The organism is Embleya sp. NPDC008237, assembly GCF_042956465.1.
In the GTDB taxonomy this organism is placed as follows: Bacteria; Actinomycetota; Actinomycetes; order Streptomycetales; family Streptomycetaceae; genus Embleya.
In genome coordinates, this window is the sequence record NZ_JBIBGL010000007.1 from 310311 (window position 1) to 336188 (window position 25878).

The 25878-nt window shown below is 71.5% G+C and carries 20 protein-coding genes; 10 read left to right on the forward strand and 10 right to left on the reverse strand.

Annotated features, from left to right (window positions below; all coding sequences use genetic code 11):
• Window positions 1-51: 51 nt before the first annotated feature.
• Window positions 52-603: a GNAT family N-acetyltransferase gene (locus ACFZBU_RS20315; RefSeq protein ID WP_391585005.1), complete on the reverse strand. Its 552-nt coding sequence runs from the start codon at window positions 601-603 to the stop codon at window positions 52-54.
• Between the two features lie 427 nt (window positions 604-1030).
• Here ACFZBU_RS20315 and lon point away from each other — a divergent pair, with 427 nt between their 5' ends.
• Window positions 1031-3448 carry an endopeptidase La gene (gene lon, locus ACFZBU_RS20320; protein ID WP_391585006.1) on the forward strand — a complete coding sequence of 806 codons (2418 nt, stop codon included), beginning with the start codon at window positions 1031-1033 and terminating at the stop codon, window positions 3446-3448.
• 207 nt (window positions 3449-3655) lie between these two features.
• Entirely contained in the window at window positions 3656-3982 is a 327-nt protein-coding gene (locus ACFZBU_RS20325; protein WP_391585007.1) for a YiaA/YiaB family inner membrane protein, read from the forward strand.
• A gap of 30 nt (window positions 3983-4012) precedes the next feature.
• Here ACFZBU_RS20325 and hrpA read toward each other — a convergent pair whose 3' ends face one another.
• The gene (gene hrpA, locus ACFZBU_RS20330) at window positions 4013-7966 is read right to left on the reverse strand and encodes an ATP-dependent RNA helicase HrpA (RefSeq protein WP_391585008.1); all 3954 of its coding nucleotides are present in this window, start codon (window positions 7964-7966) and stop codon (window positions 4013-4015) included.
• Window positions 7967-8276: 310 nt separating this feature from the next.
• Here hrpA and ACFZBU_RS20335 point away from each other — a divergent pair, with 310 nt between their 5' ends.
• Both ACFZBU_RS20335 and ACFZBU_RS20340 read left to right on the forward strand, forming a co-directional pair.
• Window positions 8277-9068, forward strand: a complete 792-nt coding sequence (locus tag ACFZBU_RS20335) for a dioxygenase (protein ID WP_391585009.1) — start codon at window positions 8277-8279, stop codon at window positions 9066-9068.
• Between the two features lie 224 nt (window positions 9069-9292).
• Window positions 9293-9802, forward strand: a complete 510-nt coding sequence (locus ACFZBU_RS20340) for a hypothetical protein (RefSeq protein WP_391585010.1) — start codon at window positions 9293-9295, stop codon at window positions 9800-9802.
• 174 nt (window positions 9803-9976) lie between these two features.
• Here the strand turns inward: ACFZBU_RS20340 and ACFZBU_RS20345 are convergent, their stop codons facing one another.
• The 5 genes from ACFZBU_RS20345 to ACFZBU_RS20365 form a co-directional block, all read right to left on the reverse strand.
• Window positions 9977-10285, reverse strand: a complete 309-nt coding sequence (locus ACFZBU_RS20345) for an antibiotic biosynthesis monooxygenase family protein (protein WP_391585011.1) — start codon at window positions 10283-10285, stop codon at window positions 9977-9979.
• Between the two features lie 120 nt (window positions 10286-10405).
• Window positions 10406-11206 carry a peptidase gene (locus tag ACFZBU_RS20350; RefSeq protein WP_391585012.1) on the reverse strand — a complete coding sequence of 267 codons (801 nt, stop codon included), beginning with the start codon at window positions 11204-11206 and terminating at the stop codon, window positions 10406-10408.
• Window positions 11203-12477 carry a VWA domain-containing protein gene (locus tag ACFZBU_RS20355; RefSeq protein ID WP_391585013.1) on the reverse strand — a complete coding sequence of 425 codons (1275 nt, stop codon included), beginning with the start codon at window positions 12475-12477 and terminating at the stop codon, window positions 11203-11205. The genes ACFZBU_RS20350 and ACFZBU_RS20355 overlap by 4 nt, the downstream gene beginning before the upstream one ends.
• Window positions 12478-12544: 67 nt before the next feature.
• Window positions 12545-14746: an ArnT family glycosyltransferase gene (locus ACFZBU_RS20360; protein ID WP_391585014.1), complete on the reverse strand. Its 2202-nt coding sequence runs from the start codon at window positions 14744-14746 to the stop codon at window positions 12545-12547.
• Entirely contained in the window at window positions 14743-16269 is a 1527-nt protein-coding gene (locus ACFZBU_RS20365) for a glycosyltransferase (protein ID WP_391585015.1), read from the reverse strand. The genes ACFZBU_RS20360 and ACFZBU_RS20365 overlap by 4 nt, the downstream gene beginning before the upstream one ends.
• A 238-nt stretch (window positions 16270-16507) precedes the next feature.
• On the opposite strand from ACFZBU_RS20365, the gene ACFZBU_RS20370 reads away from it, so the two are divergent.
• Complete coding sequence (locus ACFZBU_RS20370) at window positions 16508-17380, forward strand: alpha/beta fold hydrolase (RefSeq protein ID WP_391585016.1); 873 nt, start codon at window positions 16508-16510, stop codon at window positions 17378-17380.
• A gap of 76 nt (window positions 17381-17456) precedes the next feature.
• Here the strand turns inward: ACFZBU_RS20370 and ACFZBU_RS20375 are convergent, their stop codons facing one another.
• Window positions 17457-19619 (reverse strand): MMPL family transporter, encoded by a 2163-nt coding sequence (locus ACFZBU_RS20375; RefSeq protein WP_391585017.1) that lies wholly within the window; start codon window positions 19617-19619, stop codon window positions 17457-17459.
• A 208-nt stretch (window positions 19620-19827) separates the two neighbouring features.
• Between ACFZBU_RS20375 and ACFZBU_RS20380 the strand changes: the two genes are divergently transcribed.
• From ACFZBU_RS20380 to ACFZBU_RS20390, 3 genes are all read left to right on the forward strand, one after another.
• The gene (locus ACFZBU_RS20380; RefSeq protein WP_391585018.1) at window positions 19828-20169 is read left to right on the forward strand and encodes a PadR family transcriptional regulator; all 342 of its coding nucleotides are present in this window, start codon (window positions 19828-19830) and stop codon (window positions 20167-20169) included.
• A complete protein-coding gene (locus tag ACFZBU_RS20385; RefSeq protein WP_391585019.1) occupies window positions 20151-20891 on the forward strand; it encodes a hypothetical protein in 741 nt (246 codons plus the stop codon). Before ACFZBU_RS20380 ends, ACFZBU_RS20385 begins: the two co-directional genes overlap by 19 nt.
• An 84-nt stretch (window positions 20892-20975) precedes the next feature.
• On the forward strand, window positions 20976-21416 hold the full coding sequence (locus tag ACFZBU_RS20390; protein ID WP_391585020.1) for a PaaI family thioesterase: 441 nt from the start codon (window positions 20976-20978) through the stop codon (window positions 21414-21416).
• A gap of 245 nt (window positions 21417-21661) precedes the next feature.
• Here ACFZBU_RS20390 and ACFZBU_RS20395 read toward each other — a convergent pair whose 3' ends face one another.
• Window positions 21662-23068, reverse strand: a complete 1407-nt coding sequence (locus ACFZBU_RS20395; protein WP_391585021.1) for a sensor histidine kinase — start codon at window positions 23066-23068, stop codon at window positions 21662-21664.
• Window positions 23068-23796: a response regulator transcription factor gene (locus tag ACFZBU_RS20400; RefSeq protein WP_391585022.1), complete on the reverse strand. Its 729-nt coding sequence runs from the start codon at window positions 23794-23796 to the stop codon at window positions 23068-23070. The genes ACFZBU_RS20395 and ACFZBU_RS20400 overlap by 1 nt, the downstream gene beginning before the upstream one ends.
• A gap of 357 nt (window positions 23797-24153) precedes the next feature.
• On the opposite strand from ACFZBU_RS20400, the gene ACFZBU_RS20405 reads away from it, so the two are divergent.
• Both ACFZBU_RS20405 and ACFZBU_RS20410 read left to right on the forward strand, forming a co-directional pair.
• Window positions 24154-24981, forward strand: a complete 828-nt coding sequence (locus ACFZBU_RS20405; RefSeq protein WP_391585023.1) for an enoyl-CoA hydratase family protein — start codon at window positions 24154-24156, stop codon at window positions 24979-24981.
• Between the two features lie 105 nt (window positions 24982-25086).
• The gene (locus ACFZBU_RS20410; RefSeq protein WP_391585024.1) at window positions 25087-25740 is read left to right on the forward strand and encodes an alpha-ketoglutarate-dependent dioxygenase AlkB family protein; all 654 of its coding nucleotides are present in this window, start codon (window positions 25087-25089) and stop codon (window positions 25738-25740) included.
• Window positions 25741-25878: the final 138 nt, after the last annotated feature.

Sequence of the window (25878 nt, forward strand, 5' to 3'; positions counted from 1 at the left end):
ACCGCAGAGGCGGGATCGAAGCCGATCGGCGGCCCGGGGTGGCGGCCCTTCCTACAGGTCGGCCGGGATCAGCGAGTACAGCACGACGTCGACCCGGCCGGCGTGCAGGCGGCCGGCCTTGCGCAGGATGCCCTCTCGATGGAGGCCGGCCTTGATCGCCGTCTTGCGCGAGGGGATGTTCCCCACGGCGGCCTTGAGTTCGAGGCGCTCGAAGCCCTGCTCGGTCAGCAGCCAGTGCCCGAGTGCGCGGGTGGCCTGGGCGGCGATCCCGCGTCCGCGCGCCCACGGGGCGATCCAATAGCCCACCTCGCTGACCAGTTCGTGCCAGTCGGTCCGCTTGAGCCCGACGGCGCCGAGGAGCCGCCCGTCGGCGGGGTCGGAGATCGCGAAGTGGATGCCGTCGCCCGACTCGCGCAGGGTGTGGGCCGTTTTCGTACACCAGTCGACGGATGCCTCGACGGTGTAGGGCCGCGGCAGCGGTATCCATCGTTGGACCACCTCGTCCGCGCAGGCGGTTCGGTTGTCCTCGACATCATCGGCGCTGAACGGCCGGAGTGTGATCGAGCCTGCATGCAGGACACGTTCGGGAAAGACGTCGCTCACTGACAGGATTCGCCCCCTCGTATCAAGTCGCCCGATTCTTCCGCCTCACCGGCCGTGACGTAAGAGCCACGGGCCGAATTCACCCACTGCGCCCAACGCCCGGCCCACGCCGGCGGTCGAGCACCTGGTCCGAGCGCCGGCGCGCTGCGGCCGCGTGCGTCCTCCGGCCGCTGCACGCGGCCGGCCGCTCCGGGATGACGAAGCGGCGGAGCCCGCGGAACGGTTCGCGTTCGGTAACGCGGGTCCACCCTGACCCATGCGCCGCCCGATGCACGCGTCACCCGACCCATGCGGCCTTCACGGCCACCCGAACAACTTCGCTCACGGCGAACAGGGACTCGGGAGGACGGGGGAACAAAGAGGGGCTCTTGTTTCTTGAGTCAGTGCAGCGCAACTTTTTCGACTGTGGCTACTTGAGGGGCATGACATGAGCGAGACCATCGGGACCCTGACCCTGCCGGTTCTTCCGCTGGACGACGTGGTCGTCCTCCCCGGCATGGTGGTCCCGCTCGAACTCGATGACGCGGAGACCCGTGCCGCCGTGGATGCCGCGCGGGCCGCCGCGGGGCGGTCCGGTGGACCCGGCATCCGTAGTGAGAGCAAGGCGCGGGTGCTGCTTGTTCCGCGCGACGACGGTCAGTACCCGGCGGTGGGCACGCTCGGCGTGATCGAGCAGGTCGGGCGGCTGCCCGGGGGTGAGTCGGTCGTGGTGGTGCGCGGCGAGGGCCGGGTGCGGATCGGCAGCGGTACCACCGGGCCCGGCGCGGCGCTGTGGGTCGAGGCGACCCGGGTGGCGGACGCCGAGACGGACGAGCACACCGACGAGCTGGCCCGCGAGTACAAGGCCCTGGTCACCACCGTGCTGGGCAAGCGCGGTGCGTGGCAGGTGGTCGACCACGTACAGGCCCTGGAGGACCCCAGTGACCTGGCGGACAACTCCGGCTACGCCCCCTACCTGACGCTCCAGCAGAAGATCGAGGTGCTCCAGACCGTCGACGTCCGGGAGCGGCTGACCAAGGTCGTCGGCTGGACCCGGGACCACCTCGCCGAGCTGGACGTGGCCGAGACGATCCGCAAGGACGTCCAGGAGGGGATGGACAAGCAGCAGCGCGAGTTCCTGCTCAAGCAGCAGCTGGCCGCGGTGCGCAAGGAGCTCAACGAGCTCAACGGCACCCCGGACAGCGAGGAGGAGGACTACCGGGCCCGGGTCGAGGCGGCGAATCTGCCGGAGAAGGTGCTGGCCGCCGCGCTCAAGGAGGTCGACAAGCTGGAGCACGCCTCCGACGCGTCGCCCGAAGGCGGGTGGATCCGCACCTGGCTGGACACCGTCCTGGAGATGCCCTGGAACGACCGCAGCGAGGACGCGTACGACATCGCCGAGGCGCGCGCGATCCTGGACGCGGACCACTCCGGCCTGGTCGACGTCAAGGAGCGCATCGTCGAGTACCTGGCGGTTCGCAAGCGCCGCGAGGAGCGCGGGCTCGGTGTGGTCGGCGGTCGCCGTTCCGGCGCGGTGCTGGCCCTGGTCGGCCCGCCCGGGGTCGGCAAGACCTCGCTCGGCGAGTCGGTGGCCCGCGCGATGGGTCGCTCGTTCGTCCGGGTCGCGCTCGGCGGTGTGCGGGACGAGGCCGAGATCCGCGGCCACCGGCGCACCTACGTCGGCGCGCTGCCCGGCCGGATCGTCCGGGCGATCAAGGAGGCGGGCAGCATGAACCCCGTCGTCCTGCTCGACGAGATCGACAAGGTCGGCTCGGACTACCGGGGCGACCCGACCGCCGCCCTGCTCGAAGTGCTCGACCCGGCGCAGAACCACACCTTCCGCGACCACTACCTGGAGGTCGAACTCGACCTGTCCGACGTGGTGTTCCTGGCCACGGCCAACGTCCTGGAGACGATTCCCGAGCCGCTGCTGGACCGGATGGAACTGGTTCGCCTCGACGGCTACACCGAGGACGAGAAGGTCGTCATCGCCCGGGACCACCTGATCAAGCGTCAGTTGGACAAGGCGGGCCTGGACGACACCGAGGTGTCCTTCACCGAGGAGGCGCTGCGACTGCTGGCGGGCGAGTACACCCGCGAGGCGGGCGTGCGCACCCTGGAGCGGTCGATCGCCCGCGTGCTGCGCAAGGTCGCGGCCCGGCAGGCGCTGGACGCCGAGGCGCACCCGCTGCCGATCACGGTGGACGCCGGCGACCTGCGCGACTACCTCGGCCGACCCCGGCACACCCCGGAGTCGCTGCTGAGCAAGGCCGAACAGCGCACGGCGGTACCGGGGGTGGCCACCGGGCTCGCGGTGACCGGCGCGGGTGGCGACGTGCTCTACATCGAGGCGTCGCTCGCGGACGCGGAGACGGGCGGTACGGGACTGACCCTGACCGGCCAACTCGGCGACGTGATGAAGGAGTCCGCGCAGATCGCGCTGTCCTACCTGCGCTCGCGCGGGGCGGAGCTGGAGGTGCCGGTGGGCGACCTCAAGGACCGTGGCGTGCACATCCACGTCCCGGCCGGAGCGGTGCCCAAGGACGGCCCGAGCGCCGGCGTCACGATGACCACGGCGTTGGTGTCGCTGCTGACCGGGCGACCGGTCCGCTCGGACGTGGCGATGACCGGTGAGGTCTCGCTCACCGGCCGGGTACTGCCGATCGGCGGCGTCAAGCAGAAGCTGCTCGCCGCGGAGCGGGCCGGCGTCACCACGGTGCTGATCCCCAAGCGCAACGAGGCCGACCTGGACGACGTGCCCGAGGAGGTCCTGAGCCGACTCACCGTGCACGCGGTGGCCGACGTACGCGAGGTACTGGAACTGGCCCTGGAGCCCGCCACCGCCAAGCACACCGTGGCCGCCTGATCCTGCGCCACCCGACCCGCGGACACCTGCCGTGTGAGCCGCCCACCCGGCGGCTCACGCGGCACCGCGCTCGGCCGGCCACGAGCGGCGGACCACCCGGCCGGCGGCCGATCGCCGGGCGGCAACGACCCGGACGCCCGACGTGATCCATCCGACCCCGACCCCCGGCCCTCCGCCGGGGGTCGGGCCACTTGAGTACACGTACTCATGTGCGCAACGCCCGTCCGGCCCAACACTGTTGCCATGACATCGCCGCTGCGCACCAACAACACCCATGGCTTCTTCGTCCAGGCCGCGCTGTCCTTCGGCGTGTCCGTGAGTGCGGTTCTGATCGGGATCGTCTATCTGCCGGTGGACCGCTGGATTCGGGCCTTTCTCGGTCTCGGCGTGCTTTACGTCGTGACGTCGAGCATCACCATCGCCAAGGTCGTGCGTGACCGGCAGGAGAGTGAGGCCGTGGTCAGCCGGGTCGACCAGGCGCGCCTGGAGAAGCTGCTGACCGACCACGACCTGTTCAAGAACGACCTGGTCTGACGCGGCGCCGGCGCCGGAGCGTGAGACCGGCTACGACCCCAATTCCTCGATCGTCTTCAGGATCCGCTTGTCCGACACGGGTTGCGGCGTGCCCAGGGACTGGGCGAAGTAGCTCACCCGCAGCTCCTCGATCTGCCACCGAACCGCCGCGACGTCGGCCGGGATCGGCGCACCCTTGGCCTGGCGGTCCATCAAATCCCGGTAGGCGGCCTGGATCTGATGGACCTTCAGCATGCGCTCGCGGTCCCGCACCGGATCCGCCTCCAGGCGCTGCAGGCGCCGCTCCATCGCCTGGAGATAACGATGCACGTCCGGCAGCCGCCGCCAACCCGCCGCGGCCACGAAGCCCTTGTGTACCAGCGCCGTGTACTGCGCCTTCAGGTCGGCCAGTGCCGGGGCCAGGGCCGGGCTCCGGGTCGCCTTCAGTCGCCCGGCGACGTTGTGCGACGCGCCCAGGATGCGCTCGACCTTGACCACGGTGTCCTCGGTCAGCCGAGGCAACCCCGCCTTGACCCGGTCGCGCAGCCGGACGAAGCCCGCCTCGTCCCACACCGGGCCGCCCGCGTCCTGGATCAGCATGTCCGCCGCGCACGCGAGGATGTCCTCGAAGAGCGCATCGATGCCACCGTGCGGGTTGTGACTCAGCGTCAGCTTGGCCATGTTGGGCAGCCGACCCTGGATCTGCTTGACCGGCGACTGCACGTTCAGCAGCACCAGGCGCCGCGTCCCGAGCCGCATCGCGCGCAACTGCTCCGGCTCGCTGTCGAACAGCCGGACCGCCACCGAGGTGCCCTCGTCGACCAGCGCCGGATACGCCTTGACCACCAGCGGCCCGCGTCGCTGCTCGACCACGCGCGGCAGTTCGCCGATGGTCCACGAGGTCACGCCCGTGCGCTCGATGTCCAGCGTGCTCGCCGCCTCGGACACCGCCGCCCGCATCCGGTCGCGCAGCTTGAGCTTGAGCGCCTCCAGGTCCTTGCCCTCGGCCAGCGTGCGCCGGTCGTCGTCGAGCACGCGGAACGTCATTCGCAGGTGGTCGGGCACCTTGGCCAGGTCCCACGTCTCGCGCTTGACCGGCATGCCGGCCATCCGGCTCAGCTCGCGCTCCAGCACGTCCACCAACGAGCCCCGGCGGGCCGGGATCCGGGCCAGGATCGCGCGCGCGTAGTCCGGTGCCGGCACGAAGCCGCGGCGGATGCCCTTGGGCAGCGCGCGGATGTACGAGGTCACCAACTCCTCGCGCAGGCCCGGGATCTGCCAGTCGAAGCCGTCACCGGTGAGCTGGTTGAGCACCGCGACCGGGATGTGCGCGGTGACCCCGTCGGCGTTCGAGCCGGGCTCGAACTGGTAGGTCAGCTTGAGCTCCAGGCCCTGCTCGACCCACGTGTTCGGGTAGTCCTCCTCGGTGATCCCGCCCGCCTTGGCGTTGATCAGCATGGACTTCTCGAAGCTCAGCAGGTCCGGTTCGGTCCGGTGGGCCTTCTTCCACCACGCGTCGAAGTGCCGTCCGGAGACCACGTCGGCGGGGATGCGCTCGTCGTAGAAGTCGAACAGGGTCTCGTCGTCGACCATGATGTCCCGGCGCCGGGCCCGGTGTTCGAGCTCCTCGACGTCGGCGAGCAGTCGCCGGTTGGCCGCGAAGAACCTGTGGTGCGTACGCCAGTCGCCCTCCACCAGGGCATGCCGGATGAACAACTCGCGGGACAACTCCGGATCGACCTTGCCGTAGCCGACCTTGCGCGCGGCCACGATCGGCACGCCGTACAGCGTGACCTTCTCGTAGGCCATCACCGCGGCCATCTTCTGTTCCCAGTGCGGTTCGCTGTAGGTGCGCTTGATCAGGTGCCCGGCCAGCGGCTCGATCCACTCGGGTTCGATCCGGCCGGCGATCCGCGCCCACAGCCTGGACGTCTCGACGAGTTCGGCCGCCATCACCCACCGCGGCGGCTTCTTGAACAGCGCCGAGCCGGGGAAGACCGAGAAGCGGGTGCCGCGCGCGCCGCCGTACTCGCGCTTGGCCGGGTCCATCAGGCCGATGTGCGAGAGCAGACCGGACAGGATCGCGGTGTGGATGTGCTGCGTGTTCGGCTCCTGCGGCTCGCCGGTCGCCTCGATCCCGAGCGACTTGGCGGCCGAGCGCAACTGGCTGTGCAGATCCTGCCATTCGCGTATGCGCAGGTAGTGCAGGAACTCGCTCTTGCACAACTTGCGGAACCGGCTGGAGGACAGCTCGTCGCGCTGTTCCTTGATGTAGTTCCACAGGTTGAGGTACGCGAGGAAGTCGGATTCCTTGTCCGCGAACCGTGCGTGCAACTGGTCGGCGTGCTGCTGGTGTTCGACGGGTCGCTCGCGCGGGTCCTGGATGGACAGCGCGGACGCGATGATCAGCACCTCGCGGACCACCCCGTTGCGGTCCGCCTCCAGGATCATCCGGGCCAGCCGCGGGTCCACCGGAAGCTGGGACAGCTTGCGCCCGACCGGGGTCAGCCGCTTGCGTACGTCCGGCTCGTCCGGATCCAGCGCGCCCAGTTCCTCCAGGAGCTGTACGCCGTCCTTGATGTTGCGCCGATCCGGCGGCTCCACGAACGGGAACGCGGCGATGTCACCCAGTCCCAGCGCGGTCATCTGCAGGATGACCGAGGCCAGGTTGGTGCGCAGGATCTCCGGGTCGGTGAACTCGGGCCGCGACTCGAAGTCCTCCTCGGAGTACAACCGGATGCAGATGCCGTCCGAGGTACGCCCGCTGCGGCCCTTGCGCTGATTGGCCGAGGCCTGCGAGATGGCCTCGATCGGCAGCCGCTGCACCTTGGTGCGCAGGCTGTACCGGGAGATGCGCGCGGTGCCCGGGTCGATCACGTACTTGATGCCCGGCACGGTCAGCGAGGTCTCCGCGACGTTGGTCGCGAGCACGATCCGGCGACCGGTGTGCTGCTGGAAGACCCGGTGTTGCTCGGCGGCGGACAGGCGCGCGTACAGCGGCAGCACCTCGGTGTTGCGCAACTGTCGTTTGTTCAGCGCCTCCGCGGTGTCCCGGATCTCCCGCTCGCCGCTGAGGAAGACCAGGATGTCGCCGGACGCCTCGCCGAGCAGTTCGTCCACGGCGTCGCTGATCGCCTGGACCTGGTCACGATCGTCGGGTCGGCGCTTGGTCCCCGCCTCGTCGTCGTCCTCGTCCTCGTCGAGCTCCGCGACAAGCGGGCGATACCGCACCTCGACCGGATACGTCCGGCCGGACACCTCGATGATCGGCGCGTCGTCGAAGTGTTGCGAGAAGCGCTCCGGGTCGATCGTGGCCGAGGTGATGATCACCTTGAGATCGGGGCGGCGCGGCAACAGCTGTTTGAGATAGCCGAGCAGGAAGTCGATGTTGAGGCTGCGCTCGTGTGCCTCGTCGATGATCAGCGTGTCGTACTGCCGCAACAGCCGATCGTTTTGCACCTCGGCGAGCAGGATGCCGTCGGTCATCAGCTTGACCAGCGTGTTGTCGCTGGACTGGTCGTTGAAGCGGACCTTGTACCCGACCACGTCGCCGAGTTGGCCGCCCAGCTCCTCGGCGATGCGGTCACCGACCGTGCGCGCGGCGATCCGGCGCGGCTGGGTGTGTCCGATCAGGCCCTGTACGCCGCGACCGAGTTCGAGGCAGATCTTCGGGATCTGGGTGGTCTTCCCGGATCCGGTCTCGCCCGCGACGATGACGACCTGGTGGTCGCGGATCGCGGCCAGGATGTCGTCCTTCTTCCGGCTGACCGGCAGCGCCTGGGGGTAGGCGATCGCGGGCACGGCGGCGCGCCGGTTCGCGACCCGCATCTCGGCGGCGTCGAACGCGGTGATCAGGCTCTCGGTCTCGGCGACCTGCTGCGGGCCCTTGCGGTTCTTGCGGGTCCGGTCGAGGCGACGGCGCAGACGGTCCTGATCCCGAAGCATCAGGTGGGGCAGGCGCGCCTGGAGGTCGGCGAGCTGAGATGTGGCTACTGGCGTTCCCATTACGGGGTCAAGGATAAGTGGCACCCCCGGGGCGCAGGCCAGTGGATTACTCCCGACGGCGATCCGCGCCGAATCCGCGCGTGATCCCGTGCCGAATGCGGCCTTGGTCCCGCGCCGAATCCGGCCTGGATCCCGCGCCGAAACCGTGCGCGAGCCCCAGGCGAATCCGGCCGTGCTTCCACACCGACACCGTGCGTGATCGCGCGCCGGTCCCGCCGGTGACGGCGCGTCGGGTTCTCCGACGGCCCCTTGGTCGAATCCTCCTGCCGTGTCAATTGTTGAACGTAGAACTACTTGCTATCCTGGACCCATGGACACCACCTCGCCCCGGCCCAGTGCGCAGCGCATGCCCGTCGTCTACCTCGGCCACGGCGCGCCGCCGCTCGCGGACGACCCGTTGTGGACCGGCCAGCTCGCCGCCTGGTCCGCCGACCTGCCCCGGCCCACGGCGATCCTGATGGTGTCCGCACACTGGGAGGACGCCCCGATCGCACTCGGCGCGACCCGCACGATCCCGCTGGTGTACGACTTCGGCGGCTTTCCCGAGCACTACTACCGGGTCACCTACCCGGCACCCGGGGCTCCCGAGTTGGCGGCGCGGGTGCGGGCGCTGCTCGGGCCGGACGTGCGGGACGCGCCGGAGCGCGGCCTGGACCACGGCGCGTACGTACCGCTGGTCGAGATGTATCCGGACGCCGACGTGCCGGTCCTGCAGATGTCGCTGCCCACGCTCGACCCGGTCCGGCTGTATCAGGTCGGCCGACGGCTCGCGCCGCTGCGCGACGAGGGGGTGCTGATCGTGGGCAGCGGGTTCTTCACCCACAACCTGCGCGGCCTCGATCCCCGGGCGGATGCGCCGGCGCCGGGGTGGTCCCGCGAATTCGATCACTGGGGCGACGAGGCGTTCCGGGGCGGCGACGTGGACGCGCTGCTCGACTTCACCCACAAGGCGCCCGCCGCGCGCCTGGCGCACCCCCGGACCGAGCACCTCGCGCCGCTGTTCGTCTCGCTCGGCGCGGGTCACGAGGACCTGGACCGACTGAACCAGGTCATCGACGGCTTCTGGTTCGGACTCTCGAAGCGGTCCATTCAGCTGGGGTGAGGGCCGCGGTGACGGCCGCGCCGGCGCGCGTGGTGGCGCGTGTGGTGACCTGTCCGGTGGCGTGCGGGTGCGGGCGGTGCCGTGCCGCCGGCCCCCGATGCGCCGCGCCGAGGTCCCCCGGGGCGGCGCGTGTCGACTTCGATACGTGATGCTCCGAAGTAGGCCAAAGTCGTAAATAAAAGGAACTGCGCCACCGTGCGCCACCGGAGCCGTAACGTAGCCGCATGGCTGCCAGAACCCTGCCGCAGAGCTGCGTGGGAGTCGGCTGCATGCTCGTGCGCGAGCACCTGAACACCGAACAGCGCTTCTGGGATGCGAGGTTCTTCCCGTCCGGCGGTGTGCGGGAGGACAGCGGGTTGCTCGTCGCGCTGCTGATGGCGTCGGCCCTGCATCGGGTCGCGCGCAGCATGGGCATGGCCGATACCGACCCGGACGCGGTCATGCGGGTGCCCGTGGTGCCGACGCACGCGCTCCTGCGCACCGACCACGACGCGCTCGAAGCGGCCCGGACCTTCACGAATCCGGCCGAACTCGACGAGTTCCACACCCGCCTCACCCGGCTGTGCCCGGGCCGGGACGCCGTCTGGCCCTCGGTCCGCTGGACCGCCGAGGACCTCCTGCTGGTCTACGCCCACGCAGCCGCGACCCACCGCGTCCTCCCGACCCTGGACCCCACCCGAGCCCTGGCCGACATCGACCCGGCCCTGACGGTGGCGGGCCTGTGGGAGAAGTGAGAACGACGTCGCGGCGGCGGGGCGTGTCGGGCGAGTCGAGCGGAGCCGCCGGAGTCGGGTGACGTCGGTCGCGTGGCGCATCTGCGCGTGACTCGTGCCGCTCGGCAGCCGCAACCACGCCGAGACCCCGGCTCCGCGTGGGAACCGGGGCCTCGGCGGTGGCGGCTTCCAGGGTCAGGTCTCGTCGGTCGGGGTGAGGTCGCTTTCGTAGTGGACGATGGTCGGGGGCACCGCGAAGAACTCGCCGACGATGGCTCGCCACTGGGGGAACAGGTCGGATTCGCGGAAGCCGACCGTGTGGGCCTCCAGGGTCTCCCAGCCGATCAGCAGCAGGTACGACGTGGGCGACTCGACCTGACGGATCAGGCGCGCCCAGCGGAAGCCGACGGACTTGGCGACGACCTCGCGGCCGCGCAGGAACGCGGCCTCGAATTCGGCCTCGCGGCCTTCCGCGACGGTGATGTCCGCGTGTTCGATGATCATGGCAGGCTCCGTGCTCGGTCGGATCGGGTCAAGGCGACACGAGGATCATGGCGAACCGCCCCGGCGCGGATCGCGCCGGGGCGGTTCGCCACGCCGACGCCGAGCGTCGGCCGATCACCGTCAGCTGAACCAGTTCCGCTTCTTGCGGGTGAGCTGGTAGCCCAGGATGCCGAAGACCACCGCGACGAAGGTCGCCATCGCGGTCCAGAACCACCGCGCGTTCGGGCCGTCCATCCAGTCCCACTGGTACCAGTGGTCCTCGTCCTGGTCCCAGGCCACCGACCGGGTGTCCGCGGTCTGCCCGCTCTTGAGCACTGAGCCGGCCTTGGTGATCGGCACCAGCGGGTCGGCCAGCCGCCGGTCCGAGGTCGGCACCTGGTCGTCGCCGTCCTTGGTGTCCACCCGTACGGTCACCTTGGTCGCGGCGCCCGCGTCCAGGTCGGGCACGGCCATCGCGGCGACCCGGACGAAGTACATCCCGGGCAGCGGGTCGGTGGACCACGGCTCGGCCCAGTCGCGGACGGTGCGCGGCGTGCAGGTCAGGGCGATTTTGGTGTCGGTCTTCTGCGCCGTGGCGACCTGCCTGCCCTCGACGCACGGCTGGCGCCGGCGCAGGCCGTCGTAGATCTCGATCCGGTAGGTCACCGGGCCGCTGCGCGCGTTGCCGGGGGCCAGCTCCAGATCGACCTTGGCGTGGATCTCCTTGCCCGCCCTGGCCGGGAACTGCCAGTACAGATACTCGCCTTGGGACGCCGACCAGCGCGCCTCCTCGCCCGGTTTCAGCGTGCCCGCGCCCAGGAACGAGGTGCCCGGCGGCACGTCCTGATCGGCCATCGCCGGCGCGGCGAACAGCGTCACGCCCACGAACGCCGCGGCGACGGCCGCCAACGCCCGCTTGATTCCACGGATTGCGTTCGTCATGACATCGCCTTCCCGAGAGCCTTGAACGCCCGGCGCAGCCAACCGGCCAACAACCCGGCGATCAGGCCGAATCCGGCGAGCACCCCCAGGAACACCCAGCCCCGGCCCAGGCCGTGCACGTTCGCGGCCTTGCTGTCCGTGGCCTTGACCAGGTCCACCGTCAACTCCAGCGGCAGACCGGGCTTGGTGGCCACGTTCGGCTGCGCGGCGAACGCGTTGGTGACGACCAGGCAGATCGTCCTGGTCTTCGCGTTGTCGCTGTCGGTCTTGTACGGGTAGCGCAGACCGGCGGACTGCACGTCCGTCCGGCCGTTGCCCGCGCCCGCGTTGCCGACCAGTTCGCGGCCGTCCTCGCTGAACGCGGTGATGGTCACGTCGTAGTCGCGCGCCACCTTGCGGTCCGAACCGACCGTCGCGGTGGCCCGCAGCTCCTGGTTCGGCTCGAGCGGGACCTTGTACCAGAGGTGCTGGCCGAACTCCTCGCGGTCGCTGTACACGCCGGGCGCCAGCAACGGCGCGTCCTGGCAGCCGTTCGGGCTGCCCTTGACCGATGCGGGTGTCTCGTCCGCCTCGCGGACCGCGCGCTTGACGATCTGCTGGACCTTCTGCGACAGCTCGTCCGCGTTCAGCACCGAGGTGTAGGTGCCGCCGGTGGCCTCCGCGATGCAGGAGAGCTGACGACGGGTGTTCTCGTCCGGGACCAGGCCCAGCGTGTCCACGATCAGATTGAGGCCGGACGCGGCCAACTCGCGTGCCACGTCGCACGGGTCGGGCGGCGCGCAGGTCTCCTCACCGTCGGTGATCAGCACGATACGGCGGCTGCCGGCCCCGGTGCCGAGGTCCTTGGCGGCCTCGCGCAGCGACAGCGCGATCGGAGTCCAGCCGGTCGGCGCCAACTTGGCGATCTCGTTCTTGATCACGACCTTGTTCGGCCTGCCGACCGGGGCCAGTTGCTGGGTGTCCACGCAACCCTTGGCCTTGTCGTTGCCCGGGTACGTGGCACCCAGCACCCGGACGCCGAAATCGGCGGGCTCCGGAACGCTGTCCACGACCTCGTTGAAGGCCTTCTTCGCGGCGTCCATGCGGGTCATCCCGCCGGCGTCGTTGGCCTTCATCGAACCGCTCACGTCGAGGACCAGCTCGACTTTCGGCGGTGGCCCGGTCGAATTCGTCTCGTCGGCCATCGCGGACGGTGCGGAACCGCCCACGACAGCCAAGGTCGTCAGCAGGCCGATCAAGCCGGCCCCGACCTTTCGCATCTTGATCGTCACGGGGGAGGATCCTACGGATCAAATCGGCCCGCCGTTTGCCGCACACCGTAGGTGGATTGACAGCCCGTCAGGCGGTTGGTGATGATTCGTCGGAAACCTTCCCCGGCGACGCGGTCAGGTCGTACAGGGTCACCCCGCCCACGGTGCTCGCGGTGAACGTCTGCTCGACCCAGGTCGCGATGGCCTGCGACGCGTTGCTGCCGCCCATGCTGCGCATGCCGCCGCCGCCCATGCCGCCGCCGGCTCCGCCGCCGATGAAGTAGTGGATCCGACCGTCCCTGACCAACTTTTGGAATTCGGCCAGGGTCGGCGAGGGGTCGCTGCCGTTGAAGCCGCCGATCGGCATGACCGGCTTCCCGGTGGCGAGTTGGTAGCCGGAGGCACTGTTGGAGCCGACCGAGGCGGCCACCCATGTATAGGAGTCGCCGTCCCGCTTCAGCGCGGCGACCACCTCCTTGCCGGGCGTACTGCCGTTGAGCAGCCCGCCCATGCCGCCCGCCCCGCCGCCCCGGCGCGGCGTCGTGCCCGGCGGAACGGTGCCGTCGCCGGGGGCGGTCCACTGACCGCGAGGGCCACCGGTGCCGTCCGGCGTCTGCCCGTTCCGTCCCGGAAAGCCCGGGAATGCCGGTGCCCCCTGGCCCGGTTGGCCACCGGGTACCTGTCCGGGCGGAGCGCCCTGGAACCCGCGCTGCACGCCCCCGAAGCCGCCGGGTCCACCCGGTCCGCCCGGCCCGCCTCGCCCGAAGCCCATCCCGGCCGGCCCCGCGCTGGGGATCGACCCGCCCTTCGCGGTGGCGACGGTGTCCCACGTATACGCGGCCGGCCCGGCCAGCAGCGCCGCCGCCGAGACCGTGGCGGCCACCGGTGCGAGCCCGCGCAGCGCGACGAACGCGGCGCCGAACACGGCCAGGGCACCGAGGATTCCGCCGACGAGTACGACGTGGCGCAACCACGGATGCCAGTCCGGTGTCCGGGCGAGCAGGTGGAACGACCACCACGCGCCCAGCGCGATCGTCAGCGCCGCGACCGCCGCCGCACGCGGTACCCGGCGCCGCTCCCACAGCAGCGCGGCACCCATCGCCACCACCGCGGCGATCGCCGGTGCCAACGCGATGTTGTAGTAGGCGTGGAAGATGCCGGCCATGTAACTGAAGACCAGGCCCGTGATCAGCAGCCATCCGCCCCACAACACGATCGCCGCCCGGGCGGGGTCGGTTCGCGGAGCACGTCGGGTCAGCCACAGGCCCACCGCGAGCAGGATCAGCGCGGCGGGCAACAACCAGGAGATCTGGCCGCCCATCTCGGCATTGAACAGCCGATCCCACCCGGTGGAACCCCAGTTGCCCCCGCCTCCACGCGGTCCGCCGGCTCCGCCGCCGACGCTGCCGGTCTCGTTGCCGTTGAGCCGACCCAGTCCGTTGTAGCCCAAGGTCAGTTCGAGGATCGAGTTGTGCTGCGAGCCGCCGATGTAGGGACGGGACGATTTTGGCCACAATTCGACGATTGCGATCCACCAGCCGCCGGCGATCGTCAACGCCAGGCCCGACCACAGCAGTTGCCGCACCCGACGCCAGAAGCCCACCGGCGCGCACACCAGATACATCAGCGCGAAGACGGGCACGATCAGGAACGCCTGGAGCATCTTGGCCAGGAACCCGAAGCCCACGCACGCGCCGGCCAGTACCAACCACCGGGTGCTCGCGGTCTCCTGGGCGCGCAGCACCGCGTACGCGGCGACGGTGAGCAGCAGAACCAGCAGCGCGTCCGGATTGTTGAACCGGAACATCAGCGCCGCGACCGGCGTCAGGGCCAGCAGCGCACCCGCCAACAGGCCGGCCCAGGCGGGGAATCGGCGTCGCACCGCCAGGTAGAGCACACCGACCGTGGCGACGCCCTCCAGCGCCTGCGGGATCAGGATGCTCCACGCGTTGACGCCGAAGACGCGGGCCGACAGGCCCATCACCCACAACGACGCCGGGGTCTTGTCGACCGTGATCGAGTTGCCCGCGTCCGAGGACCCGAAGAAGAACGCCTTCCAACTCTCCGTCCCGGCCTGGACGGCGGCCGAATAGAACGAGTTGGCCCAACCCGAGGCACCCAGGCCCCAGATGTACAACAAACCGGTCCCGACCAGCAGGGCGAGCAACGCGGGCCGCACCCAGGGCGCATCCGCGGTCCGCCCACGAACCAGCCGGACGAACCAGGGCTTTACGGTCGCGGTGCCGGTCTCGGGAACCGGCATCGGCAGTGGAGCCACTACGGCGGTCATGCGTCCTCACCCGCCGAACCGAAAGAACCGAAAGAATCGAAAGAACCGAAAGAATCGGAGGAACCGGAGGAACCGGAGGAATCGACGGAGTCGATCGAATCGATCGCGTCGATCGAGGTGGTCGAACCGATGGAGTCGGTCGAGTCGGTCCGGCCGATCGCGCCCGTCGTGCCGCTCGGCTTCGCCGAAGCGGCCGATCCCCTCGCCGTGTTGCACGTGATCGAAGTCACCGAGGCGATCCGGTCGCCCGGGCCTGTCGCGGTCGCCGCATCCGCCCGGCCGCCCGGATCCGTGGGCCTCGCCGGGGCGGCCGGATCGCCACGATCGACCGGATACCCCGAGCGCCCGACGCCCGCCGCGCGAAACACCCACACCCGCAGCAGCAGGAATCGCACGATCGTGGCCACGGCCCCCGCACCGACCAGCGCGCCCAGTTCGACCGTGCGCGCCGGATGCGCGACCACGGCGTGCAGACCGGCCAGCGTCGCGCTGCTCAACGCGAGGCCGACGACGAAGGCCAAGCCGCCCTGGGCCTGATGGCGCCACACCCCGGCACGCCCGCGGACCCCGAAGGTGAACCGACGGTTGGCCGCGGTGTTCGCGATCGTGGTCATCGTCAGGGCCAGCGCGTTCGCGGCCAGCGCCCCCATGTCGCCGCGCAGCAGGATGTACAGCACCAGGTGCGCCAGCGTGCTGACCAGCCCGATCAGCGCGAAGCGCGGGAGTTGGGCGCGCATCGCCGGTGGCAGCCGCGCCTCGCGCACCCGCGGCGGGACCGAGACCCGGAACGTGCCGGCCGCGATCCGCCGGGCCACCCGCGCCATGCCGCGCAGATCGTCCAGCGCGGTGTGCAGCACGTCGACCCGGCTGTCCGGATCGTCGATCCAGTCCACCGGGACCTCGTGGATGCGCAGCCCGTTGCGCTCGGCGAGCAACAGCAGTTCGGTGTCGAAGAACCACTCCTCGTCGTGTACGTGCGGCAGCAACGCCTGGGCGACCACCGTGCGGGCGGCCTTGAATCCGCACTGCGCGTCCGAGAAGTGTGTCGCGAACACCCCGCGCAGCAGCAGGTTGTACGACCGCGACACGACCTCGCGGCGCGGCCCGCGGACCACCGCCGCCGAACGGGCCAGCCGGGTGCCGATGGCGAGATCGCTGTGGCCGCTGACCAGCGGCGCGACCAACGGCAGGAAGGCGTCCAGATCGGTGGACAGGTCGACGTCCATGTAGGCGACCACGTCCGCGTCGGACTCGGCCCACACCTTGCGCAGCGCCCGGCCGCGGCCCTTGCGGTCCAGGTGCACCGCGCGTACGTGCGGCAGTTCGCGGGCGAGGTCGCCGGCCACCTGCCAGGTCGCGTCGGTGCTGGCGTTGTCGGCGACGACGACGCGGAAGGCGTACGGGAATCCGTCGAGCAGATAGGCGTGCAGGCGGCGCACGCTCGCGGCCAGGACGTGTGCCTCGTTGTACACGGGCACCACCACGTCCACGATCCGGGTGCGAATGGGTGTCGTCAGGCTCATGCCGTGACGGTGTCGAGGCGGCCTGGGAGCCGTCTGAGGCGTTTCTTAAGGTGGGATGAGAATCGCCGCGGCGGCCGGAAACCGGGGTGCCGTGGACATGTGGCCGGACGGGGGCTGGCGCGGGACGGTCGTGGGATGCGAATCTCGCGTTCCGAGACGCCTATGCTGCCGGTCGGAAGACCGGCACAGCGCGACACAGCGATCCGGAGGTCGAATGAACACCTCGGCGGGTAGGTCAGTGGGCGCGGAATCCGCGCAACCGTTCGTGGAGGCCGCCGAGATCCCGGCCGGGGGATGGGTCTTCAACGCCCGAGTGGCCGGTCCGGCCGACGGCCGACCGGTGTTGTTCCTGCACGGGTTCCCGCAGATGTCCGCCTCCTGGACGGCGCAACTCCTGGGCCTGGCCCGGGCGGGCTACCGGGCGATCGCGTTCGATCAGCGCGGCTACTCGCCGGGCGCCCGACCGCCCCAGGAATCGGCCTACGGGCGCGACGAGTTGGTCGGCGACGTCATCGCCGTGCTGGATGCGCTCGGCGTGCCCCGGGTGGATCTGGTCGGGCACGACTGGGGCGGCGCACTCGCGTGGCAGGTCGCGGGCCTCCGACCGGAGCGATTGCGCACGCTGACCGTGGTGTCCACGCCGCACCCGGTCGCGCTCACCGCGGCGGTCCGCGACGATGCCACCGGCCAGCGGGAACAGTCCTCGTACATGCGGCTGTTCCGCACCCGCGGGGTGGCCGAGGAGAAGCTGCTGGCGGACGACGCGGCCTACCTGCGCGCGGTTCTCGCCTCGCTGCCGGCCGAGATCACCGAACGCTACCTCGCGGTCCTGCGCGAACCGGGCGCACTGACCGGGGCGTTGAACTGGTACCGGGCGATCGACCCGAAGGTGCTGCGCGACATCGGCGACATCGGTGTCCCGACCCTCTACGTCTGGAGCGACCGGGACGTGGCCTTCGGTCGCGCCGCCGCCGAGGCCACCGCTGCCTCGGTGACCGGCCCGTACCGCTTCGAGGTGCTCGCCGGCGTGGACCACTGGGTTCCGGAAAACGGCGCGGAGGCCCTGACCGGCCTGCTGCTGGAGCACCTGGCGGCCTTCGCGCAGGAGTGACGCGGATCGCGCCCGGGTGCGGTGGGCGCCGGGATGCGCTCCGCCCGGGCCCACCGGCGGGCCCGGGCGGGCCGCGTCACGGTCGGGAACGGGCGTCGAGGCGGGCCGTCCCGGTGCCGGCGGGACGGCTCGGCCCGACCCGCAGCAGCCGGGCGAACGCAGGCGGGAACCACCAGTTGGCTCGGCGCAGCAGGGTCACCAGGGCGGGCGCGAGCACGCCGCGCACGATCGTCGCATCCACGAGGATGCCGACCGCGAGCGCGGTGGCCAGGATCCGGACGTCGGTGACCGGCACGGTGGACAGCGCCACGAAGGCAAGGAACAGGATCAGCGCCGCCGAGGTGACCAGGCGCCCGGTGCGGCCGACGCCGATCACGACCGAGTCCTCGGTGGTGTCCCGCATGCCTTCGGCGGCCAGGTCCAGATGGGCCTCGCGGATGCGGCTCAGGATGAACACCTCGTAATCCATGGACAGTCCGAACAGGAACGCGAACACGGCCATCGGGACCCACACGGTGATCGCACCCGTGGCCGGCGTGTCGAAGAGCAGTTCGCTGCCGTAGCCCTCCTGCCAGACGAGCACGATCGCGCCGTAGGAGGCCGCCACGGACACCGTGTTCAACACGAGCGCCTTGATCGGCAGCCAGACCGAGCGCAACGACCTGGCCAGCACCAGGAACGTCAACAGCGCGATCACCGCGAGCACGGCCGGCAGCGAACCGTAGACGGCTTCGACGAAGTCGCGGTCCTGGGCCGGACCGCCGCCGGCCCCGGTCCCGGGAGTCGCGCGCGCCGCCGCCAGCACCCGGCCGACCGCGTCGCGACCCGCGTCGGTGGCCGGGTCCCGCCTCGTCCACACGTCCACGATCCGCAGGCCGCCGTCCGCCCACGCGGCGGGGGCGAGCGTGCCCGAGACGCCCGGCTCGGCCGCGAGTCGCGCGGCGAGCGCGACCGGATCGCCGGTCGTGGCCACCTCGATCGGCTGCGCGATGCCCGCGCCGAAGCCCGCCGCCTCGATCGTGGCGAAGACCCGGGCCGGTTCGCCGCCCCGGCCCAGCGACGCCGCCTGTGGTTGTCCCAGGCGCAGGGTCAGTGCGGGTGCGGCGAGCGCGAGCAGCAACGCGCCGCTGAGCGCCGCGGCCAGGGCCGGCCGGCGTGTGGTGGCCCGGGCGATCCGCGACCACAGCCGACTGTCCGGGCGGTGCGGGGCACGGCGCGGGACGTCCAGGCGCGCGCCCCACGCGTACAGGACGACCGGCAGCAGGGTGAGCGTCACCGCGACGCTCACCAGTGGCATCAGCAGACCGGCGTAGCCGACGCTGCGCAGGAACGGCACGGGCAGGACCACGAGCGCGGCCAGGGACAGCGCCACGGTGGCCCCGCTGAGCAGGACGGCGCGGCCGGCGGTGGCCGCGGCCCGCACGATCGCCTCGACGCGGTGGGCCGGATCGTGGTCGTCGCCCCGGGCGCGCTCCTCCCGCCACCGGGTCACCACGAGCAACGCGTAGTCGATCGCGATGCCCAGGCCGATCAGCGCGACCAGGAACTGCACGATGAAGGACACCTCGGTGACCCGGGTCAGGCCGCCCACGAGCAGGAACGTGGTGGGGATGGCGACTCCGGCGATCAGCAGCGGGACCAGGGCCAGGCCGCTCGCGAAGGTCAGGCCGAGGACGACGATCGCACCCACCGCGCCCAGCAGCGTTTCGGCGACGGGACTGCGGGCTGCGCCGTTGTCCCGGCCGGTCAGCAGCGGCCGGCCGGTCAGCCGTACGGGCGCATCGGCGATCCGAGTGTCGGCCACGGCGGCGCGGATCCGGCCCACGGTCGCGCCGTACGCGTTCGGGCCCTCGCCGCCGGGCGGGTGGATCAGGGCCACGGTGGTGCGTTTGTCGGCCGAGATCAGTGCCGGGTCGCCGGCGTCGGCGTACGAGGCATGCCGACCGCCGGGCGGCGTGACCCGGCGGACGACCGCGTCGAACTGCGCGATCACGTCGGGCGCGTCGACGCGGCGGTCGTGCGGCACGGTCAGTTCGAGCAGCAGCGGGGCATTGCGGCCGCCGGTGCCGCCGAATCGTTCGACGATCAGGTCGTTGGCCTGCTGCCCGGGCCGGCCGGGCAACTCCGAGCCCTGGCCGAGCCGATCGACGGTGCCGCCGACGGTGGCCACGCCCGCTGCGGCGAGCACCAACCACACCAGGGTCACCAGGCGCCGGTGTCCGAGAACCCAGCGCGTCATCGCTTCCACGACGGTTCGTCCCACCTTCCGAATAGGTAGTCACGCTATGTATGGAGGCGCATTCTATGCATAGCGTGACTACCTATGGGTGGCCCCGGCCGCCGGACCGGTGCGGGTGGCGCTCGGCGAGTGGCCGGTGATGACGCGGGCGGCGGCCGGGCGTCGGCGGGCGGCATCGCCGAAGGGCCCCGGTGTAGCCTGACTACTCATGAAGGCCGACGTGCTCAAGGGGCATCTCGAAGGCATGCTGCTGGCGGTGTTGGAACCCGGCGAGCAGCACGGCTACGCGATCGTCGAGGAGCTCAAATCCCGAAGCGGCGGACACATTGCGCTGCCCACCGGCACCGTGTACCCGGCACTGCACCGCCTGGAGACGGCGGGTCTGATCGCCGGCCGCTGGTCCGTCCACGGCGGTCGTCGCCGGCGCAGCTACGAACTCACCCGAGAGGGTCGCCGGTCGTTGAGCGAACAACGGGCGTCCTGGCGGGAGTTCACCTCGGTCGTGTCCGGGGTGCTGGGGGTGGAGCCGGGATGGGCGGGCACGCCGTGAGCGGGGCCGGGAGGGAACCGGACGCCGTGATCGTGGAGTACCTCGACGCCCTGGCCGCCGCATTGATCGGCCCGCGTCGCCGCCGGCGCGCGATCCTCGACGAGGCGCTCGACGGGCTCCTGGAATGCTCCGACGCCCACGCGGCCGACGGCGCCGACCCGGGCGAAGCCGCGCGCCGAGCCGTCGCCGAATGGGGTGCCGCGGCCGTCGTGGCCCGGGCCTACAACGAGGCCGTGCATCGACGTGGCATCCGACGCCTGGGTGCGACGGCCCTCGGCGCACTGCCCGTCTTGGCGGCCGTATGGTGCCTCGCCATGCTCGCGGGCCCCGCCGGTCCATGGGAACAACGACCGCCGGCAGTGAACATCGGGCTGATTCTGCTCGGCTTCGGCTGCGTCTTCGCCACGGCCGCCGCCCTGTCCGGTCTGCGTGCGAGCAGCGGCATCCGAGCGGTGGCGCCCGGCGCGGTGCCACCCACCCGCGAGACGGCCGCCGCCGTGTCCGGCGTGCTCCTGGTTCTGGCCACCCTGCCCGCCATGGTCGTCAACCGCGGCCTCGTCGCCCCGCACTCGCTCGCCTGGCCGCTGATCGCCCCGGCCGTCACCGTGAACGTGGGCCTGGCCCTGTACTTGGGCACGGCGTGGCGCCGCTTGCGCACAACGGCGCCGACCGTGACCACCGGGCGTTGTCATGGCGACCCGACCCGGGCCGACGAGAGCTGAGGCACGGCAGCGGGGACGGTTCGGGCCGAACGAGGCGCGGCGGTATCCGGCCGACCTGTCGGTGACGTGGCGTTCACTGGGGGTATGGATACCGACGGGCAGCGCAGACGGGGACCGTTCTGGGACGTGGTGGAGGGGCGGGTCGCGCCGCCGCCTGCCGCGGTGTTGCTCGGGTGGGAACTGGTCGAGGTCGATCCGGAGGCCGGGACCATCGAGGTGGCGTTCGCCGCCGACGAGCGGTTCGTGAACCCCGTCGGGGTGATCCAGGGCGGGTTTCTGGCCGCGATGCTCGACGACACCCTGGGGCCGGCGCTGGTCGCCACGTTGCCGGCGGATCGGTTCGCACCGACGCTGGATCTGCACGTGCAGTTCCTGCGGCCCGCCCGCCCCGGACGGCTTCTGGGGCGCGGGCGGGTCGTGCAACGGGGCCGGGAGGTGTGCTTCCTGGCCGGTGAACTCGTCGGCGCGGACGGCAGACCCGTGGCCGTGGCGACCGCGACCGCACGCATCCAGGTGATTCGCTAGTGCCGCGCCCGGCAACGTTTGCCCCGTCGCGGTGTTCGGTGCGGTGCATCGGCGTGCCGCCGGAACGTTCTCGTACTGGAGTACTCGGACGTTTCGGCGGGGCGGCGAGGTGCCGTGCCGGGCGCCGCGACGGGGTGAACGTTGCCGGGCGCGGCACTAGCGGCGACCCGTGATCGTTCGTCGGCGGCGACCCGTGATCGGCGGGAGCGGCGGGCCGGCCGGGGTCGGCCATACCCGACGCGCGTCTACCCCGCCGTTCCCGGCAGTCGGATCCTGGCGATCGTGCCGGGCCCGTCGTCCGCCGGTTCCAGGGCCACCGTGCCGCCCGCGTCGGCGACCGTACGGGCCACGATGGCCAGGCCGAGGCCGGAGCCGGGCAGGCCGCGGGCGGCGGGCGCGCGCCAGAAGCGTTCGAAGACGTACGGGACGTCGTCGGCGGCGATGCCGGGTCCGTGGTCGCGCACGGTGAGTTCGCCGTCCACCAGCCGCACCCGCACGGATGCCTCGCTGCCGGAACCGCCGAACTTGAGCGCGTTGTCGAGCAGGTTGACCACCGCCCGCTCCAGCGCCGCGGGTTCGCCGCGTACGTACCAGGGCTCGATCTCCACCTCGATCCGCGCGTCCGGTGCGCGCAATCCGGCCCGCTCCACCGCCCGTTCGATCGCGGTGTGCAGCCCGGCGCTCGTGGTCGGCGGCGTGCCGGCCACGTGCTCCGGGCGGGCCAGCGACAGCAGGTCGCCGACCAGGTCGGAGAGTTCGACCAGTTGCCCCTTGACGTTGCGCAGCAGACGCTCCTTGTCGGCGGGCGGAATCGGCCGCCCGGTCTGCTCGCTGCGCAGCAGCAGGTCGGTGTTGGTGCGCAACGACGTGAGCGGTGTGCGCAGTTCGTGTCCCGCGTCGGCGATCAATCGCTGCTGGCGCAGCCGGGAGGCCTTGAGCGAGGCGGTCATCGCGTTGAACGAGCGGCCCAGGCGCGCGATTTCGTCCTTGCCGGCGACCGGGATCACGGTGTCCAGATCCTCGGTGCGGGCCACGTGTTCGGCCGCCTCGGTGAGCCGGTCGACCGGCCTGAGCGCGGCCCGGGCCACCAACAGGCCCAGCGTCGCGGCGCCCAGGATGCCGATCGCGCTCACCATCGCCAGCCACACGGCCAGGCTGTCCAGCGAACTCTCGATCTCGCCCAGCGGCCGGGACACCGACACCGCCGTGTCCCGGCTCACGTGTTGCGTCATCACCCGGACGTGCTTGCCGTCCCTGGTCGTCGCGTCGTGGAAGACGACCTTCCGGTCCTCCGCCGTGTTCGCCGCCGCGACCTCCTTGTCCGCCGCGCTCACCGGCACCGGGCCGACCGGGTCGGTCGCGGTGCCCAACTGGGTGCACGACCACCCGTCGGCCCGGATCACCTGGTAGGTCAACAGGCCGCGCTGGAACTGCGGTGCCGGGTGGGCGCAGATGTCGGAGATGGTGGAGCCGGGCCCGCCGCGCGGATTCAGGAACGGCGTCCCGGTGGTGGCCAGGGTGCGGTCCATCTGCTCGTGCAGCTGATTGCGCGTCAGCACCCAGCAGGTCACCGCGGCCGCCGCGACGGCCAGGGCGACGGCGAGCGCGGTGAGCAGCGCCAGGCGGGCGCGCAGCGGCAGGTGACGATGCATCAGGCCGGTGTCTCCGCCGCACGCAGTACGTAGCCGACGCCGCGCACGGTGTGCACCAGTCGGGGGAGCCCGCCCGCCTCGGTCTTGCGGCGCAGGTACATCACGTAGACGTCGAGCGAGTTGGACGCGGGTTCGAAGTCGAACCCCCAGACGTTGCGCAGGATCTGCTCCCGGGTCAGCACCTGGCGCGGGTGGGTGAGCAACAGCTCCAACAGGGAGTACTCCGTTCGGGTCAGATCGATCGGCCGACCGGCCCGGGTGACCTCGCGCGCGGCGGTGTCCATCCGCAGGTCGGCGAACACCAGCGCGTCGTCCACCGCCTCGCTCGGTCCGGACATCGCGCTGCGCCGCAGCAGCGCCCGTACCCGGGCCAGCAGTTCGTCCAGTTCGAACGGCTTCACCAGGTAGTCGTCCGCGCCCGCGTCGAGCCCGGTGACCCGGTCGCCGACCGCGTCGCGGGCGGTGAGCATCAGCACCGGGAGCGTGTCGCCCCGGGCGCGTAGTCGCCGGCACGCGGTCAGGCCGTCCATCCGCGGCATCAGGACGTCCAACAGCACCAGGTCCGGCTCGTCGCCGGCGATCGCGGTGAGCGCGGCCACGCCCTCGTCGGCGAGGGTGACCCGGTAGCCCTCGAAGCGCAGGCTGGATTCGAGCGCCTCGCGGACGGCGGGTTCGTCGTCGACGACGAGGATGTGCGGCGGCGTTCCGGTGTCGGCGGCGGGCGTCATGGCGGCGACTCCTTGATTCGGCGGATCCGGGGGAACGATTACTGCGGGTGGCCCCACGGTCGCACGCGGACACCCTCCGTGTGGATTCGGCACAAAGCGTGTCGTCCCAATGTGCGCGCTCGACATGAAAGGAACATGAAAGCGACGCGGTTCGATCGAAGGTGAGCCGCTCGTGTGAGGATCTAGGACGTGTCTTCGATCGCCGGTCGGGCGTCGTGGTGCTCGGCGGGGGTCGAAGACACGCCCCCACGGCACCAGTATCGCGACGGGCAAGCATCGCCGGTCGCGGCGCTGGGCCCGCGCGGCCCGGGCCACCCCCGGCCGTCGCGCCGACCGCCCCGAACCCGGAGGAGAACCGTGGACGCCGAGCCGGTACGCAGCACCCCGAACGCCGAGCCGGGACACCCGACCCCGACCGACGACCCGGTGCGCATGAGCCTGGACGACGGTATCGCGACCATCACGCTGGATTCGCCCGCCAACCGCAACGCGCTCTCCGCGCGTCTGGTCGCCCGGCTGCGTCACCACCTGGCCGAGGCCGGCGTGGACGAGCGGGTGCGCGCGGTGGTGCTCACCCACACCGGACCGACCTTCTGCTCGGGCATGGACCTGCGCGAGGCCGCCGCGGGCGGCATGGCCCAGGGCGCGGAGCAACTGCTCGCGCTGCTGCGCCTGGTGGTGGAGGTACCGGTGCCGGTGGTGGCGCACCTGCGCGGCAACGCGCGGGCGGGCGGCATCGGTCTGGTCGGTGCCGCCGACCTGGCGATCGCGCCCGCGCAGGCCACCTTCGCCTTCACCGAGGCGCGTCTCGGGCTCAGCCCGGCGGTGATCTCGCTGACCACGGCGCCGCGGATGGACCCGCGCTCGGTGTCGCGGTACTTCCTCACCGGCGACGTGTTCGACGGTGTGGAGGCCGAGCGGATCGGGCTGCTCACCCGCGCGGTCGACGGCGTCGGCGGTGCGGACGACGCGGTCGAGGCGCTCGTCGCCTCGTTCCGACTGTGCTCGCGCCAGGGGCTGATCGAATCGAAGAAGCTCACCACCGGCGCGGTCCGGGCCGGCTTCGACCGGGACGGCCGAGCCCTCGCGCAGCGCTCCGCCGAGTTGTTCGCCTCCGCGGACGCGACCGAGGGCATGGCGGCCTTCCGGGAGAAGCGCGCGCCGAAGTGGGTGACCGGCGGGTGAGCGGTATGCGACCGGCCGAGTGCGGCGGACGGCGCGTCGGCCGGCCATCGGCGGGCGGCGCGCCGTGACTTGGCGTAGCCCGTCTCGGGTGATGGGGTACCCGGGGTGAGCGACGGACTGTTCCCGCTGCCCCGGGAGCGAGCCGAGATCGCCCCCGGGGCCTGGCACGTACCGGACTGGCTCTCGCTCGACGAGCAGCGCGACCTGGTGGTGGCGGCCCGGGAGTGGGCCGCGCCGCCGGCCGGCATGGGCCGCGTGGTGATGCCCTCGGGTGGCGTGATGAGCGTGCGCAGCGTGTGTCTGGGGCTGTACTGGGAGCCGTATCGCTACAGCGAGCAACTGCCAACCGGGGAGCGGGTGAAGCCGTTTCCGCCGCTGCTCGGCGGGTTGGCCCGGCGGGCGGTGGCCGACGTGTACGGGTCGATCCCGACCGACCCGTACGACATCGGCCTGGTCAACTTCTACGACGCGGACGCGAAGATGGGGCTGCACCGGGACGCCGACGAGGACTCCCCGGCGCCGGTGGTGTCGTTGAGCATCGGCGACGCGTGCGTGTTCCGCTTCGGCAACACCGAGACGCGCACCCGTCCGTGGACGGACGTGGAACTGCTCGGCGGCGACCTGGTGGTGTTCGGCGGCCCGTCCCGGCTCGCCTACCACGGGGTGCCCAAAATCCGCCCGGGCACCGGGGATCCGGCCACCGGCCTGACCTCCGGCCGGCTCAACATCACCATCCGGGCATCGGGTCGACGCGGCTGAGGACCCACACGCGACCGGATTCGGCTTCGGATCCGGTCGCGGCCGTCCCGGGCCGACCGCCTCGGCACCGACGCCGGGCATCCGTCCCGAGGCCCGGCTCCCGTGCCGACCCGAGGTGGTCGCGCCCGAACCCCGCGA